This window comes from Streptosporangium sp. NPDC049046 (genome assembly GCF_040649155.1).
Classification (GTDB): Bacteria; Actinomycetota; Actinomycetes; order Streptosporangiales; family Streptosporangiaceae; genus Streptosporangium.
In genome coordinates, this window is record NZ_JBEZEZ010000010.1 from 75,850 (window position 1) to 92,482 (window position 16,633).

The 16,633-nt window shown below is 66.0% G+C and carries 19 protein-coding genes; 6 read left to right on the forward strand and 13 right to left on the reverse strand.

The window, feature by feature from the left end; all coding sequences use genetic code 11:
* Positions 1 to 3: 3 nt before the first annotated feature.
* Together AB0B96_RS16135 and AB0B96_RS16140 are read right to left on the reverse strand one after the other, a co-directional pair.
* Positions 4 to 762, reverse strand: a complete 759-nt coding sequence (locus AB0B96_RS16135) for an aldolase/citrate lyase family protein (protein ID WP_362899307.1) — start codon at positions 760 to 762, stop codon at positions 4 to 6.
* The gene (locus AB0B96_RS16140) at positions 759 to 1,586 is read right to left on the reverse strand and encodes a hypothetical protein (protein WP_362899309.1); all 828 of its coding nucleotides are present in this window, start codon (positions 1,584 to 1,586) and stop codon (positions 759 to 761) included. The genes AB0B96_RS16135 and AB0B96_RS16140 overlap by 4 nt, the downstream gene beginning before the upstream one ends.
* A gap of 643 nt (positions 1,587 to 2,229) precedes the next feature.
* Between AB0B96_RS16140 and AB0B96_RS16145 the strand changes: the two genes are divergently transcribed.
* Complete coding sequence (locus AB0B96_RS16145; RefSeq protein ID WP_362899311.1) at positions 2,230 to 3,534, forward strand: ATP-binding protein; 1,305 nt, start codon at positions 2,230 to 2,232, stop codon at positions 3,532 to 3,534.
* Positions 3,494 to 4,126: an RloB family protein gene (locus AB0B96_RS16150; RefSeq protein ID WP_362899313.1), complete on the forward strand. Its 633-nt coding sequence runs from the start codon at positions 3,494 to 3,496 to the stop codon at positions 4,124 to 4,126. Before AB0B96_RS16145 ends, AB0B96_RS16150 begins: the two co-directional genes overlap by 41 nt.
* Positions 4,127 to 4,330: 204 nt before the next feature.
* Here AB0B96_RS16150 and AB0B96_RS16155 read toward each other — a convergent pair whose 3' ends face one another.
* From AB0B96_RS16155 to AB0B96_RS16185, 7 genes are all read right to left on the reverse strand, one after another.
* Positions 4,331 to 5,653, reverse strand: a complete 1,323-nt coding sequence (locus AB0B96_RS16155) for a cytochrome P450 (protein WP_362899315.1) — start codon at positions 5,651 to 5,653, stop codon at positions 4,331 to 4,333.
* Entirely contained in the window at positions 5,650 to 6,249 is a 600-nt protein-coding gene (locus AB0B96_RS16160; RefSeq protein WP_362899661.1) for an ATP/GTP-binding protein, read from the reverse strand. Before AB0B96_RS16160 ends, AB0B96_RS16155 begins: the two co-directional genes overlap by 4 nt.
* Before the next feature lie 4 nt (positions 6,250 to 6,253).
* Complete coding sequence (locus AB0B96_RS16165) at positions 6,254 to 6,610, reverse strand: DUF742 domain-containing protein (protein ID WP_362899317.1); 357 nt, start codon at positions 6,608 to 6,610, stop codon at positions 6,254 to 6,256.
* Positions 6,607 to 7,041, reverse strand: coding sequence for a roadblock/LC7 domain-containing protein (locus AB0B96_RS16170; RefSeq protein WP_350947539.1), 435 nt, complete (start codon positions 7,039 to 7,041; stop codon positions 6,607 to 6,609). Before AB0B96_RS16170 ends, AB0B96_RS16165 begins: the two co-directional genes overlap by 4 nt.
* A 98-nt stretch (positions 7,042 to 7,139) precedes the next feature.
* A complete protein-coding gene (locus tag AB0B96_RS16175) occupies positions 7,140 to 8,732 on the reverse strand; it encodes an ATP-binding protein (RefSeq protein WP_362899320.1) in 1,593 nt (530 codons plus the stop codon).
* A gap of 419 nt (positions 8,733 to 9,151) precedes the next feature.
* Positions 9,152 to 9,871 (reverse strand): ATP-binding protein, encoded by a 720-nt coding sequence (locus AB0B96_RS16180; RefSeq protein ID WP_362899322.1) that lies wholly within the window; start codon positions 9,869 to 9,871, stop codon positions 9,152 to 9,154.
* On the reverse strand, positions 9,868 to 10,296 hold the full coding sequence (locus tag AB0B96_RS16185) for a hypothetical protein (protein WP_362899324.1): 429 nt from the start codon (positions 10,294 to 10,296) through the stop codon (positions 9,868 to 9,870). The genes AB0B96_RS16180 and AB0B96_RS16185 overlap by 4 nt, the downstream gene beginning before the upstream one ends.
* A gap of 480 nt (positions 10,297 to 10,776) precedes the next feature.
* On the opposite strand from AB0B96_RS16185, the gene AB0B96_RS16190 reads away from it, so the two are divergent.
* Positions 10,777 to 11,598 carry a helix-turn-helix transcriptional regulator gene (locus tag AB0B96_RS16190; RefSeq protein WP_362899326.1) on the forward strand — a complete coding sequence of 274 codons (822 nt, stop codon included), beginning with the start codon at positions 10,777 to 10,779 and terminating at the stop codon, positions 11,596 to 11,598.
* Positions 11,589 to 11,801 (forward strand): DUF397 domain-containing protein, encoded by a 213-nt coding sequence (locus tag AB0B96_RS16195; protein ID WP_350947554.1) that lies wholly within the window; start codon positions 11,589 to 11,591, stop codon positions 11,799 to 11,801. The genes AB0B96_RS16190 and AB0B96_RS16195 overlap by 10 nt, the downstream gene beginning before the upstream one ends.
* Before the next feature lie 64 nt (positions 11,802 to 11,865).
* Here AB0B96_RS16195 and AB0B96_RS16200 read toward each other — a convergent pair whose 3' ends face one another.
* The 3 genes from AB0B96_RS16200 to AB0B96_RS16210 all read right to left on the reverse strand — a co-directional run bounded on the left by AB0B96_RS16200 (position 11,866) and on the right by AB0B96_RS16210 (position 13,641).
* Positions 11,866 to 12,204, reverse strand: a complete 339-nt coding sequence (locus AB0B96_RS16200) for an XRE family transcriptional regulator (RefSeq protein WP_362899328.1) — start codon at positions 12,202 to 12,204, stop codon at positions 11,866 to 11,868.
* Positions 12,205 to 12,380: 176 nt separating this feature from the next.
* Positions 12,381 to 12,575: a hypothetical protein gene (locus AB0B96_RS16205; protein ID WP_362899330.1), complete on the reverse strand. Its 195-nt coding sequence runs from the start codon at positions 12,573 to 12,575 to the stop codon at positions 12,381 to 12,383.
* 112 nt (positions 12,576 to 12,687) lie between these two features.
* Positions 12,688 to 13,641 carry a WYL domain-containing protein gene (locus AB0B96_RS16210; RefSeq protein ID WP_362899332.1) on the reverse strand — a complete coding sequence of 318 codons (954 nt, stop codon included), beginning with the start codon at positions 13,639 to 13,641 and terminating at the stop codon, positions 12,688 to 12,690.
* A gap of 62 nt (positions 13,642 to 13,703) precedes the next feature.
* Between AB0B96_RS16210 and AB0B96_RS16215 the strand changes: the two genes are divergently transcribed.
* Entirely contained in the window at positions 13,704 to 14,849 is a 1,146-nt protein-coding gene (locus tag AB0B96_RS16215; protein ID WP_362899334.1) for an epoxide hydrolase family protein, read from the forward strand.
* A gap of 48 nt (positions 14,850 to 14,897) precedes the next feature.
* Here the strand turns inward: AB0B96_RS16215 and AB0B96_RS16220 are convergent, their stop codons facing one another.
* A complete protein-coding gene (locus tag AB0B96_RS16220) occupies positions 14,898 to 16,232 on the reverse strand; it encodes a xylan 1,4-beta-xylosidase (protein ID WP_362899336.1) in 1,335 nt (444 codons plus the stop codon).
* A 141-nt stretch (positions 16,233 to 16,373) separates the two neighbouring features.
* Between AB0B96_RS16220 and AB0B96_RS16225 the strand changes: the two genes are divergently transcribed.
* On the forward strand, positions 16,374 to 16,625 hold the full coding sequence (locus AB0B96_RS16225; RefSeq protein WP_362899338.1) for a hypothetical protein: 252 nt from the start codon (positions 16,374 to 16,376) through the stop codon (positions 16,623 to 16,625).
* Positions 16,626 to 16,633: the final 8 nt, after the last annotated feature.

The following is a 16,633-nucleotide window of genomic DNA, read 5'->3' on the forward strand; positions in this document are numbered from 1 at the left end:
TGGTCACCCCTTCTGTTGTAGCTCCGTCAGCGCGGCGGAACCTCCGGCGAAGACGTAGCCGGTGTCCGACCCGACGGCGATCAGCGTCGCGCCGTGATCGACCTCCTTTCTCGCGGCGGCGGTGCTCGGGCAGAAGATGCCCAGGGGGACCCCGCTCTCCTCGCACGCGGTGCGGACGCGGCCGATCATCTCGATGAGCAGGGGGTTGGCGAGGTCACCGAGGATCCCCATGCTGCCCGAGAGGTCGTACGGTCCGACGAAGACCGCGTCGATGCCTCGTACGTTCAGGATGTCGTGAATGTTCTCGACGCCTTCCGTGTCTTCTATCTGAGCGATCACGGCCACGCTCTCGCCCGAGGTCTCCAGATATCTCGCGAAACTCGTTCCGTAACCGTGAGCCCTCGCTATACCGACGCTTCTCTTGCCCGCAGGGGGATATTTCGCTCGCTCCACGGTGGTTCTGGCCTGCTGGGCGGTTGACACATGGGGAACGATGATTCCGTCGCAACCCGTGTCCAGCGCGTGTTTGATCCATGTCTCCGAGTCGTCGGGAACCCGGATCACGGCATATGACGCGGGCTGTAGCACCTCGATGATTCTCTGCGTACTCTTCAGATCGAGTATGGCTGAATGTTCGAGGTCAAGGAAGAACCAGGAAAACCCGGCTTTCTGCAGCAGCAGTGCCACCTCCGGGGAATCCAGAGTGATCAAAGTGCCCAGCAGGACGTCCTGTGAGTCCAGTCTGCTTCTGAGGTTGTTCACGAGTTGAGTGCCTTCTTGAGTGTCTGGTAGTGAACGCTGTTCTCAATATCGGGATTGAGTTTTACCAATCGCTCCAGACCGGCTGCCCGGACCTGTTTGCCCTCGTTTATCTTCGGCGAGAAATGCCACAGCATGTTGAAGTAGTCGAGCATGATCTTCGCCAGCACCGGATCGGAGATCAGCACCGAATCCATCGATCCCGTCAGGTCGACCGGCGGGAATATGAAAACGTTCACCCTGCCTTCCTTGTGGGTGATGTGCAGGCTGAGCGGATGGGGGAGAGGGCCGATGTAGTCCTGGTCGAACACCGCGAAGGAGACCCGCCCGGTGGCGAGTAGCTCGCAACTCCGCTCGGCGAGCCACAACGACTTCTGCAGGGTGTCCACGCTGGCTATGCTGCGGAAGCTCTTGAGCGGGCTCCGGCGACTTTTTATGCTGTTGTGGACCTCCGTGAAATACTTGTCCAGACCGGGATGTTCTCCCTTGGGCGGCGACAGGTTCAGGGTGCTGACGGTGGTGGCCCCGACGGTGATGCCGACCAGCTTCTCAAGAAACTCCTCGCTGGTGGTGAAGACCTCGATTCCCCTCGCCGGTTGCCTGAGCAGCCTCTCCTGTCTGTCGCGGATGTTTTCGAGGCGCCCGTAGACATATCCGATGAAGGTCGCCAAGGTGCCCAGGAGATATCCCGCCACGAGATCGAGTGGTACGGGTATCGGCCGGGGGAGAAACAGGTTTATGACTCCGACCGGCAGTGCGACGATCACAAATAGCCCTGACAGCCACATTGCGAGTTTCCCTGCCACGCGAGTCGCCTCGTCACTCAACGCGCCACCTGCTCGTGTCGGTGTCCGGCCGATCGTCTGGCGATCAGGTTACGCCCGCACCACGATCCTTTGTAGGCCCATATCGCGAGTGTCAGACGATGATTCGCGCCATATCTGATGTATTCCAGTGATCGGCCACCTTTTTCCGACCGGAATGCATAGGCGTAAACAGATGTAAACAGACGTGAGCGGACGGGAGTAGGCCGCCGCGCCGGCTAAGGGGCGGGTGCATCGGGCCACAGAGAGCGTTGTCGAGCGGGCAGCGAACGAGCGACGGGAGCGACACGCCGGTGTGCGGGAGGGCCACACCGGTGACGCTGCTTCGGCGCGCCACGTGGGAGCCGAGGCGGCGGGTCGGTCAGCGGAGCTGTCGAGATCAGCCGCTCGGGATGAATGTCAAACCGGTGTAGCGTTTGTCATATTATATAGATAAAAATCCTATTTAGGTAGTTATAAGCTGTTTTGATATTTTTGTTATGCATGCGAAAAGTGGTGTGGGTCACCGATTCTTTGCCGCAGCCGCCAATTCGTTGATCTTCCGGACAGCTGGATGGTCGGTCCCGTACAGTCGCTCACGCTCATTCGTGCGGTTCTTCCGCAGGGCTGAGGGTAGATCCCCTGTGGGAAGGAGGTCAGCACGCCAATGTTGCTAAGTTTCCGTACGGCCAACCATCGATCGCTCCGCGACGAACAGCAGTTGTTGCTGACTCTCAACTACGGTTCCGACACTCCGGCCGACGTTGAGTGGGAGTGTGTCCCCGTGGTCGGTCTCTTCGGCCCCAACGCCTCTGGCAAGTCCAACGTCATCGATGCGCTGATCTACATGCGGAACCTGGTGCTGGACTCCCTCAGGGAGAGCGAACCGGGCAGCGGAATCCGGCGATCTCCCTTCGCCCTGGATCCCGTCATGCGGGAAGAATCGTCTACCTACGTGGTCGACCTCCTTCTTGCGAAGGTTCGGTACACATACGGTTTTTCGGTCGACGACACGCGGGTGACCGAGGAGTGGATGTACAGCTATCCGCGGGGGCGGAAACGCACGATCTTCCATCGGGAGTTGGACGCCTACTCATACGGAGAGCACTCTCCGGAGTCCATGAAGCAGGTGGAGGGAATCACGGATTCGAACGTGCTCTTCCTGTCTGTCGCGGCGCGATCGAAGCAGGATCTGGTCAGGCCGGTCTACGGCTGGTTCGGTGGTGTCCTGGATCGCAAGCCCATGGTGACGCCCTTTCCTCGTAGCGCCGAGTTTCTTGACCGTTCCGGCTATCTCGATCGACTGACATCGCTGCTGCGAGCTGCGGACACCGGGATCGAGTCTGCCGAGATCGTTGATGAGACGGACGCGCAGTTCGCCGAGCGAACTGCGCGTTTGGGGCATCTATCTCGTTCGAGAGGGAGCGAAGGGTACTCACTGCAGCGACGCAAGGAAGTGCTATTTCGACACAAGGGGGAAAAGGGGGCATTCCCTTTGGGCTTGAGTGACCAGTCCTTCGGGACCAGGGCTCTCTATGAAATGGGCATTCCGGTCTTCAGGTCACTCGATCGGGGAACCCTTCTCATCGTCGACGAACTCGATGCGAGCCTGCATCCGTATCTGTCGGCTCAACTGGTCAAGCTCTTCAGGGAACCCTCGACCAACCCCCGGGGAGCTCAGCTCGTCTTCACCAGCCACGACGCCACGCTGCTCGGCCGGATTCAAGGTGAGGAAGTGCTTCACCGAGACCATGTCTGGTTCACGGAGAAGGACGAATGCGGTGCGACGGAGCTGTTTCCGCTCTCCGACTTCAAGCCACGCCGGGACGAGAACCGAGAGCGTAGATACATGGCCGGTCGTTATGGTGCCGTCCCCATCGTCAATGACGAGGTTTTCGCTACTGCGCTCTCAAGGCGCGGAGAGGCAGGCGATGTCCCCCCAGACATCCAAGTCCACGAAGATCAGCACTGAAACCAGTCTGAAGGGAGGTAAGAAAGGTTTTAAGAAGGAACGCTCCACCTTCCTGATCCTGTGCGAAGGGAAGACCGAGAAAGATTATTTCGCGGGTATGCGCTCCCGGCGCGGACCTCAGATCGACGTGGACGTCCCCAAGGGTGATCATCTCGCTAAGGTTCGCGAAGCCGTCGATCGTGCTTCGAATGATTACGACACCGTTTGGTGTGTTCTGGATACAGAACTTGATGGGCGTCTCACCGCCGAGATGACGCGCGAAGCAGAGAAGAGCAGCAGGGTCAGACTTGGCCTTTCCACGCCATGCTTCGAACTCTGGCTGATTCTTCACCATGCCGACTGGGCGAGACCATTTCAATCGGCCGATGCCGCCAAGAAAGAACTTAAAAAAATTAAGCCTTCCTGGAGTGAGAAAAACACCAGGTTTTCCGATTTCTCGGCCGGGGTCGACGCAGCGTGTGACAGGGCGAAAAAGCTCAATCCCGACGGTGGGAATTCGCTGAAGAATCCTTCGACCAGCGTCTGGGAGTTGGTTACCGGCATTCGCGAAAGTGGACCATCGGCCGCCAAAAGTAAGATCCTGGACACTTGATCGATGCTGGCGCGTCCGGCGGGGCTCCCTGTTCTCGCCTCCGTGAAGCGATCCTCGGTGGTGTCCCGAGGTCGGCTCCGGTTGCCGCGACGCGCGAACGGTGACCCCCTGACGACGAACAAGGGGTCACGGTTCGAACGACGTCGACACCGCCTCCTCTGAATCACGTCGAACACAGGTGTCTCACCGGGTCGCGGGAGCGCTTCAGGTGCTCCACGGGCGGCCGGTCGGCACGATCGGGCTGAACCGTACGGGCAGGGCCTCCAGGCTGCGAACCCACAGCGAAGGGCGCCATCGCAGCTCGTCCGGTTTCACGGTGAGATAGACATCGGGCAACCGGTCGAGAAGGACCTCCACGGTCGTCTTGGCGATGATCTCGGCGAGTTCGGGCGCGGGGAAGGGACAACCGTACTCGCCGTGGCCGAAGGACATGTGCGCCCGGTTGGCGCCGGAGCCGCCATGGGAGGCCGGTCGCACCTGCGGATCGGCGTTGGCCGCGGTGACGCCGAGCACCAGCATGTCGCCCCGGCGGATGCGCCGCCCGGCCAGCTCGCAGTCCTGCACGGCCCAGCGTGAGGGCAGGTTCGGCGTGGGCGGGTCCTTCCACAGCACCTCGTTCAGCGCCTCGCCGACGCTGCTGCGGCCGCCCTGCAGGCTCATCGAGAAGTGGTCGTCCACCAGCATCAGCCGCAGGGCGCTGCCGATCCAGTTGGCTGTGCTGTCGTGGGAGGCGATCATCACCACGATCAGATCCATGACGATCTCCTCGTCGGTGAGCCGCGAGGGGTGTGCCAGTACGCGCGAGGTGATGTCGTGGCCCGGCAGGGTGCGCTTGTCGGCGATGAGCCGGCCTATCTTGTCCAGGATTCGGGCAATCGCCGAGGGGGCCTCCTCGCCTCCGCTCAACACGTAGTTGACGTCCTCGACCAGTTCCGGCAGGTCGGTTTCCGCCAGCCCGAACAGCCGGGTGATGACCTGAGCCGGAATCCGGTAGGCGTACCGGGAGATCAGGTCGGTGTGGCCGTCCCCGGCGAACTCGTCGATCGCGAGGTCGGCGATCCGCTCGCAGATCAGGGCCAGCTCGGTGCGGTCGACGGCGTCCATCGCGTCACTGACGGCGCCGATCCGCCGCTGGTGCTCGGCCCCCTCGGAGTACATCACGGACGGCTGCCAGTTCACCTGCGGGAGCGACGGCCAGTCCGGGGGGAGGTGATCATTCATGTTCCAGCGCCGGGAGTCGCGGCCGAACAACTGCGGCTGGCTGGCGACATGGTGCAGCTCGCGATAACCGATCACGTACCAGACGGGGATGCCGTCGAGGAGAACGGGGACGACGGGGCCGTGCCGGCGGCGCATCTCCTGGAACAGCGCGGTCGGGTCGTCGCCGATCAGTGCCCCGTACAGGGGTACGGCATCGGCGTGGTCGGGGTATCCCTCCAGCAACTCCCGCCTCCGCTCGGGATTCTGCGATCCGGGCGAGGTGGCGGACGGGTCTGTGGAGTCGGGCAGGGGAGGGGAGTTCGTCACGGCATGCTCTCTCGGACGGGCGACTGTTCGTAGATGCGGGTGAGGTGCTCGATGAGCGTGATCAGCACGTGCTTGGACGAGGACCGCTCTCTCGCGTCGCAGTCGATGAGCGGGACCTCGGGCGACAGCGCCAGCGCCTCGCGCACCGCATCCAGGGAGGGCCCGTCGCTGAAGCGGTTGACCGCGACGACGAACGGGGTCCGGTGGTGCTCCAGCCGGTCGATGGAGTACCAGGAATCCTCCAGGCGGCGGGCGTCCACCAGGACGACCGCGCCCAGACTGCCGGCGAACAACTGGTCCCACACGAACCAGAACCGCTGCTGACCGGGCGCGCCGAACAGGTAGAGCACCTTGCTCTCGTTCAGCGTGATCCGGCCGAAGTCGAAGGCCACCGTGGTGGTCGACTTGTTGCGTACCTGGCTGGCGTCGTCGATGCCCACGCTCGCCTGGGTCATGACCTCCTCGGTGCTCAGCGGGCGGATCTCGCTCACCGAGCCGACCAAGGTCGTCTTCCCCGCGCCGAACCCGCCGACGACCACGATTTTCAGGGCGTCCGCGGCGGTCGTGCGCAGTGGCGTTCGCGCGGCGGCCGCCATCTGGTCAGAGGTTGTGGAGTGCAACGAGCACCTGCCTCAGGATTTCGGGATCCGGTCGTCCGGTTTGTGCGGCGATCGACGGATGACGGACGGTGATGCGACCGGTGTCCAGCAGGTCGCGCAGCAGGATCTTCACCACGCTGACCGGCAGTCGCAGTTCCGCCGAGATCTCCACCACCGCCGTCGGCCGCTGGGCCATCCGCAGGATCTTGATGTGCTCGGACTGCATACCGGGGGTGGGGGCGCACTCGGCGACGATGAGGGAGACGGAGTCGAAGGTCTTCTCATCGGCGCTGGTACGTCCCCCGGTGACCGTATAAAGCCGGTCGGGGTCTTCTCGGTCGATGGCTCGCCGTGTCATCCGTGGTCGTCGCCGTTCTTCGTTTGCCGCGGTGCCGCGGTGAGGTAGACCCCGATCTGCTCCACCAGCTCGTTCATGTTGTGCGCGATGAGCCCCACCTCGCCGTCCTCGTCGGCCACCACGGCCAGGTGGGCGCCGTCCCCGGCCGGCACGATGAGCAGCAGTCCGCCGGCGAACTCCACCATCGCCTGCCCCGCTCCGATGCCGTCCCCGAACTCGGCGGAGGCGCTCAGCGAGAGACTCTGGATCCCGGCGGCCAGGGCGGAGAGCTGGTCGGCACCGTCCCGGCCGAGGCCGGCGGTGAAGCTCATCTTCAGACCGTCCCTGGTCAGCACCAGCACATGCCTGATCCCCGGGGTCTTCTTCTTGAGGTTCTCCAGTAGCCAGTCGAAGTCACGATCGGTGGTGTTCGAAGCGTCGGTTGTGCTCATAGAAACGACGGGGTGCCCCTGCGGCGCGGGCCCGGGAGGGACGGCCCCTGCCTCCTCATCTGTGAATCCAAAGATGTCCGGTGGTCGGCGGACACGTGTCAAGAGTCGCCCGGGTCCGGGGAAGGGTCCGGAGGGGACGTGGGTCCACGACCGCCGGCCTGGCGGAACGCGGCGAACCTCGCGGCCGAGTCACGCCCCTCGCGCACGGGCTTGGCCGGCGACGCCTGCCGAGCCCTGGTCGCCTCGGCCAGCGTCTGCCCCCGGCGCCGCCTGGGCAGCAGGTCTTCGGACTCGTCGGCCGGCCCCTCCTGCGCGGGTACGGTCGCCTGCACGGTGGCCTGCGCGGTGGCCCGCACGCCGGCTTGTACGGCGGCCCGCACGGGGCGGCGGACCAAAGTCTCGGCGTCGGGCGACACGGTGATCGACAGGGGCTGCGTGATCAGCAGGCGCGGGATCAGCATCACGACCCCCATGCCACCGCGGGCGGACGACCGGAAGCTGACCGTCAGGCCGTACTTGTCGACCAGGCGTCCCACGACCGCCAGGCCCAGCCGGGTGCCGGACAGCGTCCGCATGTCGAGCGGCTCGGACACGATCCTGGTGGCGTGCTGCCGCTCGCGCGGGCGCATCCCCAGGCCACTGTCCTCGATCGTGATCACCACGCCGGCGTCCTCCTCGTCCACGTACACGTGGACCTCGGTGCCGTGCGCCGAGAACGTGGCGGCGTTGTCCATCAACTCGGCCAGCGCGTGCATCACGCCCTCGGCCGCGTATCCCGCGACGGCGGCGGTGCTGGTGGAGTGCAGCCGGATGCGCCGGTAGCCGCCGATGCGGCCCATCGCGCCGCGCAGGACGCTCTCCATGACGATCGGCCGGGTCCATCGCCGTCCGGAACGGCCACCGCTCAGCAGCGCGACGTTGTCCGCCAGCCGGCTCACCTGGGAGATGCGGTGGTCCAGGTCCAGCAGATCGGCGAACACCTCCTCGTCATCGCCGTACTGCTCCTCCAGCTCGCGCAGCCGGGCGAGCAGGCTGGTGGCCTGCGCCTGCACCCGGGCCGCGGCCCCGGCGCACGCCGCCATCACGGCGGTGCCCCTGCGCTCGCTCTCGGAGAGCTGCCGCGCCGTCTCGCGCAACAGGTCGCGCAGCGGCTCGTGCTCCGGCTGGGGTATCTCGGCCAGCGCGGCGCTCACCGACATCCGGTTCGTCTGGATCCGCCGGACCAGTTCCGGCAGCGTGTCGTCGATCAGCCGGGAGATCTCGTCCTCGGTTGTCTCACGGGACACCTGGGCGACGGCGCGCTCGCGTTCGAGTAGTTCGAGCTCGTGCCCGGCCGAGCCGAGCAGGTGCCGCAGCGGGCCTTCCGGAGGCTGAGGCATCTGGGAGAGCGCGTCGGCGACCGAGGCGCCTTCGCGCACCTGACGTCCCAGCGAGGGCAGTGACTCCTCGGCCATCCGCAGCGTTTCCCGCTCCAGCCAGGTGAACCGCGCGCCGGCCCACTCGGCCTGCTCACGCAGCCGGTTACCGGTGCCGGCGTAGTGGACGGCGGCGGCGACGGCGCCGGACAGCAGCAGGGCCGAGACCCCGCCGACGAGTGCCATCAGCCCTCTGGCTTCATAGGGGGCGGCGTATATCGCCCACAACCACGCGCAGGCCGTAATGACCATGGTGCCGAGAGCGGCGAGGACCACCAGTTCCCTCGGTGAAAACCTTCTCCGCGCCCGGTGGGGTGCATCTACTGACATCGGCGTCCTCGGGGGTGGCGGCAGGGCATGACAGGGCCGCGTCGAACCTGCTGTTCCCTGTAAGGCGGGACGGCCATGCGGTGCCGTTTCAACAGCAGAGCGTGAACAGGCAGACACCGTAGCATCACGGCTGCGACCAAGAACAGACAGTCACTCTCGAACTACGTGTTTCCCCTTTAATCAACCGCTGGTCAGTGCATCTGTTGACTAATACTCGCTATTGGGACATATCTGGATATATAGGATTATTTTCCGTGAGGGAGCGAGGTACGCGGCCCTGTCGTCCCGATGGACCGGAAGAAGATCATCTGGTCGCGAGCGAGTGAGCGGGCGGGCGGAGGTCGTTCGGGCTCGGGGCTGAGGTCTCAGCGGTCGCCGACGGAGAGATGCCAGCGGGCCCAGACGGTTTTACCGGGGCGGTCGGGAAGAGGATTGACGCCGTGATCGTGGGCGAGGGCCCTGACGATGGCCAGCCCGCGGCCGTGCAGCGACTCGGGATCCAGGGTGAGATGACGTGGCTGCCCGGGACCTCGGTCGGTGACCTGGACCTGGAACTCGTCGGCGTCGGCCCGCAGGGAGAGCCTGACCACGGGCTCGCCGTGGACGATCGCGTTGGCGAGCAGCTCGCCGGCCACCAGGGCGACGTCGTCGACGAGATGGTGCAGCGCCCAGGCCGCGAGGGTCTCGCTCACCATGGCGCGAGCCTTGCCGACGATCGGCAGATCGTGCGGCAGGTCCCAGCAGACGGTGCGCGGGCCGTCCGTGGGGTGCGGTGCGTCAGGGGTCTCGGGCATGGCCTCTCCTCGGGACGGCGGTGTGATGTCTTCGGCCTCGCGCATCAGGGCGCGTAGTTCGTCGGCGGTGCGGGCTCGCACGATCAGGGGTTCGGGGGCAGGCCAGACGGCGACGGCATGGAAGTGCCGGGTGCCGGTGCCGTACCAGACGGTCCAGGCGGGCTCGATCCGGTCGAGCTGCTCGGCGGCGGCGCGCTCGGCCGGGTCCCAGGCTCGGAAGTCGACCCGCGCGATGGCGGCCCCGCGCCGGTGTCTCCCGCTCTGCCGGGGCTGGGGGACGCGTTCGTTCATGTCGTCGCTCCCTGCCGGTGCGGGGTGTGCTTGCCGGAGGGGGTGCGGGGACCCGGCGGTCGTCCTCGCCGGTACGGCACGGCGGCGACCGTGACCCCGGACGGCTCAGGGCGCCGGTGCCGGCCGGGGGAGACCTCCGGGAGCCGCACCGGGGAAACGGCGGGGGGTGTGGGGGCGGGGATCGCGCGGATGGGTGTCGCGACCGGCGGGTGGCCCGAGAGGCCGAGGCGGCGGCGGACGGTCATCCGGGCGTGGACCTGCGCGGGGGTGGGCTGCTCCCAGTGGTGGCGGGCGCGGTGCGGGAGGCTGGTGGCCTCGTGCGCGTACGGGGGATGACCGCACCACCGGCAACCGAGCGGCATCGGCGGCCGGTCCGCGTGCCAACGCACCCTGATGGGCCTGGGGTTTCCTCTAGGGTGATGCATCAGATCGGACCTCCTGCGTCCGGTCGAGGGGCTCGTCCCGGCCTGCGATGCCGTGGCGGGTCCCGCTTTCGTTTCTGGGGTGGGGGCTTTTCCGGGGCGGGCTCGGCGCTGTCCGGCGGGTTGTGCCTGCGTCAGATGACTTCCGGCTGTCCGATCAGGACTTGCCGAGTGGTGACAGGTCTGTATCCGGCGGATGCATGAACTACCTGTCGATGTCGCATGTTCCGGCACCTCGGCGTCATTTCTGACTCTCTTTTCCGGACATAGCTGATTATTTTGGCGACAGGTTTGCCGGGGTCCTTTAGTGCATGTGGTAAGCAGGCTTATTCGATGGTTTTCTCGCGCCTTTCGTTCTCTTCACAGGGTGCCCTTGACCGGCTACGTTGGGTATCGAAACTCCCTACACACCTCCAGGACACTTTGTAGTGGACTGTGTTTTTTTGTGTTGACGGAGTAGCGCCCCCACAGGACGGAGCTGAAATGTCCGCTTTCCAGGAACCCGACCCTTCTGTAAAGCCGCTGGTCCTTTTGGGGGCCGAACTTCGCAAATACCGAAATCGAACAGGCATCTCCATAGAGCGCCTGGCGGAGGTCATCCCTTTCAGTGCGAGCCTGATCGGCTTCACCGAGCGAGGGCAGCGCAGAGCAGGCCGGAGCTTCATGGAGCACTACGACGAGGCCGTGGGCGCGGGCGGGGAGCTCGTCCGGCTCTGGGAGCACATCACCCGCTCGGCGAGCCCTCGGTGGTTCCGGAGCTGGCTGGAAATCGAACAGGACGCGCATTTCCTGCATACCTGGCAACCGCTCATCGTTCCAGGTCTGCTGCAGACCGAGGAGTACGCGCGGGTGGTTATCCGGAGCGAGCCTGGCATAACCGACAAGCAAGTAGAGAAGGCTGTCGCGGCCAGAATGGAACGGCAGGAGATCTTTGCTCGCGACACTCCGCCGTTGTTCCGCGCGGTGCTGGACGAAGGCGTTTTGCACCGTCTGGTCGGCAGTAAGGAAATCATGCGTCGGCAACTCGAACGCCTCGTGGAGGCGGTAGAGTCCCCGCGAATTGGCATCCAGATCATCCCCTCGAAGCTGGGGGTGGTGACCGGGGTTCTCGGTAGCTTCGTGATCGCGCAGCTTTTAGGAGCTCCGGATGCGGCGTATGTCCAGTCCGCAACTCATGGGCACGTGACAAACCGCCCAGAAGATGTCGAAGCTATCCATAGCAGGTATGACGCCTTGCGAGCCGAGGCGGAGCCTCAGCACATGTCCATCGAGTTGATCAGGGAGGCGGAGAAACTGTGGACCTGAGTGATGAGCTGAAGAGTGCGGCCTGGCGTAAGGCCACCAAGAGCGGCCCCGACCAGGGTGACTGCCTGGAGGTGGCTCCGTTGTCGGGTGGTCGGGTGGGGTTGCGGGACACCGAGGCGCCGGAGCGGGCGCCGTTCGTGGTGAGTGCGAGCGTGTGGGACGCCTTCGTGGACGGCGCCAAGAAGGGCGAGTTCGACTTCTGACTCCGCCTCCGGAAGCGAGAGAAGCCCTCGGCCACCTGGCCGAGGGCTTCTGCTGTCGTATGGGCTATGCCACGGTGTATTCGACGTCGCCGAAGTCGGCCACGACACGCAGCCGTCCGCCGAGAGCCTCGACGTAGGAGCGCAAGGTCGCCACCTCGACACGGTCGACCTCCCCGTGTTCGATGGCTGAGACCCTTGGGCCGGAGACCCCCATGGTGGTGGCCACATCCCGCTGGGTCAGATCCTGCTCACGTCTGATCTCCGCGAGCTTGTGCGCCCTGACCTCAGCGGCGAGCTGCTCCATCGCGGCGGACTTCTCGTCATCCGATTGGACGGGCAGTCCCGCAGCCTGACGCCGCTCCCGCGCCCGCTGCTTCACCTCGTCCCAGTTGACCGTGCTCATTCGTACTCCCTGCTAGCCAGCTCCATCCATGGCTTAACCCTGGCATTAAGTTGGCGGCAAGGAGGCACTTTTCTGATCACAGGGGTGCACGCGAGCGGAAGCCGCCGGTCGGCGCGTTTTGGGATGTGCCAGGCACTTCAGGCCGTTGAAGGATGTGTCCAGGCGACGTCCGGAGGCTAGAGGAAGAACCCTGCGGGCGCGGCCACGAACAGGTCGACCTCGCGGACGTGCCCGGTGTTGGCGGTGAAGGTGAAGTTCGACCAGGCACGGTACGGATCCGCGTCGGGTAGTACCGAGCGGACGTGTTCCGGGGCCTCGCGCTCGTGCTGGTATTGGGAAGGCGTGACCGTGGTCCAACGGCCTTCCAGCACGTTAAGGATCTCCAAAGCAGTGGGGGCTGCGTGGCTGTGCACCAGGTAGATCGCGGGCCCCGCCGAGCCGGGGGACTTCGATAACGGGCTGCTTACAGTGAGCCGATTCCCATCAGGTGGGGGTGGCGGCGGCGAGGCGGGTGGAGAGGGCGCGGATGCGGTCGACGAGCTCGGGCGGCTCGTGCACCTCGAAGTCGATGTCCATCAGCGCGACCCAGACGGCGAGCTCGTCGAGGTCGTTCGCACCGCTGGACACCGTGCAGGACCGCTCGTCGATCGGCTCGATCGCCCCCATCGTGGCCGGCATGTGCTCGGCGACGACCTCGGCCGGAGCGTGCATCGTGAAGCGACCCTGGTAGCGATAGGGCGCTCCGGAGATCGAACGGGACATGTAGGCCGCCAGGTCGGGGTCGGGCGGGTCGCGAGGCACGAATCGCGGCCCGTTCGGCGTCCGCAGGCTCAGGCGGTCGATCCGATAGGTGCGCCAGCCGGCCCGGCCGGTGTCCCAGCCCAGCAGATACCAGTGCCGTCCCGAATGGACGAGCCGGTAGGGCTCGGCGGCGCGGACGCTCTCCTGCCCGTCGTGCGTGCGGTAGTCGAACCGCAGGGTCTCGTGGTCGCGGCAGGCGGCGGCGATCGCGCTCAGGGACGCCGGGTCCACCGCCGAACCCGCCCGTCCCATCGGCACGGTCATCGACCGCAGCGCGTGTACCCGATGCCGGAGCCGGGACGGCAGCACCTGCTCCAGCTTGGCCAGCGCCCGCACGGAGGTCTCCTCGATCCCCGACACCGAGCTCCCGGCCGCCGTGCGCAGGCCCACCGCGACCGCCACCGCCTCGTCGTCGTCCAGCAGCAGCGGAGGCAGGTCCGTGCCCGCGCCGAGACGGTAGCCGGGCGCGCCCGCGGTGGCGTGCACGGGATAACCCAGCTCGCGCAGCCGCCCGACGTCACGGCGGACGGTCCGGGTGGTCACGCCGAGCCGCTCCGCCAGTTCCGCACCCGCCCACTCCCGGTGGGTCTGCAGGAGCGAGAGCAGTCTGAGCAACCGGGCCGATGTCTCCAACATGCCCCCAGATTGCCGTACTTCTAGGACCGATCCTGTCCTAACCCCTCCCTAGCGTGATCACCATGACGTTCACCACGGAGATCGCTCCGTTCCGCATCGATATCCCGCAGTCCGCGCTCGACGACCTGCACGACCGGCTGGCGCGCACCCTCTGGCCCGACGAGCTGCCCGGCGTCGGCTGGTCGTACGGCATCCCGGTCTCGTACGTGCGGCAACTGGCCGAGTACTGGCGCAGCGGGTACGACTGGCGGAAGCACGAGGCGGCGCTCAACGAGTACCCGCAGTTCACCACCGAGATCGACGGCCAGAACATCCACTTCCTGCACGTGCGGTCCCCCGAGCCGGACGCGCTGCCGCTCGTCCTCACCCACGGCTGGCCCGGTTCGATCGTCGAGTTCACGAAGGTGATCGGCCCGCTCACCGACCCTCGCGCCCACGGCGGCGACCCCGCCGACGCCTTCCACGTCGTCGCCCCGTCCATACCCGGCTTCGCCTTCTCGGGTCCCACCCGTGAGACCGGCTGGGACCTGCGCCGGGTCGCCCGCGCGTGGGCCGAGCTGATGAGCCGCCTCGGATACGAGCGCTACGGCGCCCAGGGCGGCGACAGCGGCTCGGTCGTCTCCCCCGAGCTCGGCCGCGTCGCCCCCGACCGGGTGGTCGGCGTGCACGTCAACGGCGCGCTCGGCTTCCCGACCTTCGACCCGGCCGAGATGGAGGGCCTTACCGAGACCGAGCAGGCCCGCATGATGCTCTACACCGACAACGACCGCTCCGGCTACGCGGTCCTTCAGGCCACCCGGCCGCAGACCGTCGCCTTCGGCCTGCACGATTCCCCCGCCGCCCAGCTGGCCTGGATCGTGGAGAAGTTCAAGGAGTGGACCGACCCCGCGCACGACCTGCCCGAGGAGGCGGTTGACCGTGACCAGATGCTCACCGACGTGACGATCTACTGGCTGACCCGCACCGCCGCCTCGTCCGCCCGGCTCTACAAGGAGGGCTCGGCACAGTGGGGGACGCCGGTCGAACGTTCGGAGATCGCGCACGGGGTCGCTGTCTTCCCCGGCGACGGCGGGATCCGGCGTGTCGCCGAACGCGAGCACAACGTGATCCACTGGTCGGAGTTCGACCGGGGCGGTCACTTCGCCGCGATGGAGGCCCCCGACCTGCTGATCGACGACGTCCGGACGTTCTTCCGCAAGGTCCGCTGACGATACGGAATGTGTCCGGCTGTCGGTGCTCCGGGCGACGTTCGGAGGTTAGCGGTCGCTCCACTTGATCTCGTGGGGGAGCAGGGTGAACGACCTGCCGTCCACGGTCGTGGTGATCTCGGCGTCGACGGTGTTGACCATCAGCAGCCGACGAGGCTGCGCGAGCACCCGGACGCCGGGGTCGGAGGAGGTGACGGGCTCAAGCTTGGCTCCGGCGGGGAACCAGGTGGCGAAGTCGGCGATGAGTTTGCCGGTCGGGAGTTCGGCGCCGGTCCCCGGGTCCCACATGCACCCCTGGCAGGTGCCCTGCTTGGTCTGTGGATTCCAGTACAGCGCCGTGGCGGCACCGCTCTTCGCGAACTCGATCATCGAGGCGGCCTGGACGGCGAGCCGCATCGGCTCGGGCCAGGTGGTCTTGTCCTCGGGAACGAAGTACCACTCCGACCACCAGACCGGCATGTCGCCGGTCCTCTCGCGCAGCCAGGTGGTGACCGCGCTGAACTTGCCCAGCGCGCCGAACGCGTCGGGCAGCATCTCGTGGGCGTCGGTCAGCGAGGCGCCGTCGACCACGATGAAGTCGGCGCCCTTCTTGTTCTTGAACCAGTATTCGAAGGCGTCCAGGGCGTTCTGGTTGACGACCCCCCACGGCCCCCGCAGCTCGGACTTTCCCGTCCTGTTGCTGTCGAAGCCGAGATAGGGGCCGCCGACCATGGCGTCGGGCCTGGCCGCCTTCACCGCGTCGTAGACCTTGTTGTAGAGCTCGGTGTAGCCCTTGAAGTCCGCGGGCTTGGAGTGGTCCTTCCAGAAGCCCTTGAACTCGTTCCAGACCATGAAGTACTTGACGTCGCGATACTTGGTGGCGACGGCCGCCGACAGCTTGGCGAAGTCGTCGAAGTGCTTGGGGTAGGGGGCGTCCTCCAGGTGCTCGCTCCAGCCCACGTCCGTGGTCGGGCCCTCGGGGCCGCCCTTCATCCAGTCGGGGGCGCAGCAGAGCGTCATGATCTGCGTGCCGCCGGACAGCCTCATGAGGTTCGTCCGGCTGTCGAGGTCCTCCCAGTAGAACTCTTTCGGACGGGGCTGGGGGTTGAGCGCTCCGAATCCCATGATGTGCTGGTTCTGCAGCATCGGGGTTCTGGCGAGAGTCCCGGCCACGACCCGCTCGAACTGCTCGGTGACGTTGTTGGCGCTCACCCCCGTGTGGGTGAGTCCCCACCGGGGCCACGCGGGGTCGACCGGCGGTGCCTTCCCGATCGCGGTGTCGAGCACCGCCGGTGGGGTGGCGGACTGCCGTGCGACGGGAGGCGCCTCGTCGGCGGTGTCGGCGGAGGAGCACCCCGCCGCCACCAGTGCCATCGCGACGACCCCCGCAGCCGAGGCGATCATCCGTCCAGGACGCCACCGCGCCGATGCTCCACTGCCTGATGACACCTGATCCCCGCTCGATCTTGGCCGTCTACTCTGCCCAGAGCGTTCCACAGGCGAGGTAAGAGCGGCGTATAGGGGCGTGGTTCGCCAGCCAATATCGTGGCCGATCGCCTCGGCCGGCTGCCGCCGGACGCGCTCAAGAAGCTGCCGGCGGACAAGGAACAGCTGACCAAGCTGCTGAGCTACCACGCGGTCGAGGGCGGGAAGAGCTCCGTCCCGGCTGGTCGCGGCCTCACCACGGGGCGGAAATACCCTCAAATCACCTTAAAAGCGACAAATCATATTACACCTGGCAAGACTTGCCGTTTGGGATACGGCGACTACGTCTCAAAACATGTACCTTATGTATAAATATCATA

What these genes read in the sequence shown, in the direction of transcription:
- AB0B96_RS16145 (WP_362899311.1), top strand. Translation starts at nt 2,230, where the DNA reads ATGTTGCTAAGTTTCCGTACGGCCAACCATCGATCGCTCCGCGACGAA.
- AB0B96_RS16150 (WP_362899313.1), top strand. Translation starts at nt 3,494, where the DNA reads ATGTCCCCCCAGACATCCAAGTCCACGAAGATCAGCACTGAAACCAGT.
- AB0B96_RS16160 (WP_362899661.1), bottom strand. Translation starts at nt 6,249, where the DNA reads ATGGCGGCCGCCGCGCGAACGCCACTGCGCACGACCGCCGCGGACGCC.
- AB0B96_RS16165 (WP_362899317.1), bottom strand. Translation starts at nt 6,610, where the DNA reads ATGACACGGCGAGCCATCGACCGAGAAGACCCCGACCGGCTTTATACG.
- AB0B96_RS16170 (WP_350947539.1), bottom strand. Translation starts at nt 7,041, where the DNA reads ATGAGCACAACCGACGCTTCGAACACCACCGATCGTGACTTCGACTGG.
- AB0B96_RS16180 (WP_362899322.1), bottom strand. Translation starts at nt 9,871, where the DNA reads ATGAACGAACGCGTCCCCCAGCCCCGGCAGAGCGGGAGACACCGGCGC.
- AB0B96_RS16185 (WP_362899324.1), bottom strand. Translation starts at nt 10,296, where the DNA reads ATGCATCACCCTAGAGGAAACCCCAGGCCCATCAGGGTGCGTTGGCAC.
- AB0B96_RS16190 (WP_362899326.1), top strand. Translation starts at nt 10,777, where the DNA reads ATGTCCGCTTTCCAGGAACCCGACCCTTCTGTAAAGCCGCTGGTCCTT.
- AB0B96_RS16200 (WP_362899328.1), bottom strand. Translation starts at nt 12,204, where the DNA reads ATGAGCACGGTCAACTGGGACGAGGTGAAGCAGCGGGCGCGGGAGCGG.
- AB0B96_RS16210 (WP_362899332.1), bottom strand. Translation starts at nt 13,641, where the DNA reads ATGTTGGAGACATCGGCCCGGTTGCTCAGACTGCTCTCGCTCCTGCAG.
- AB0B96_RS16215 (WP_362899334.1), top strand. Translation starts at nt 13,704, where the DNA reads ATGACGTTCACCACGGAGATCGCTCCGTTCCGCATCGATATCCCGCAG.
- AB0B96_RS16220 (WP_362899336.1), bottom strand. Translation starts at nt 16,232, where the DNA reads ATGATCGCCTCGGCTGCGGGGGTCGTCGCGATGGCACTGGTGGCGGCG.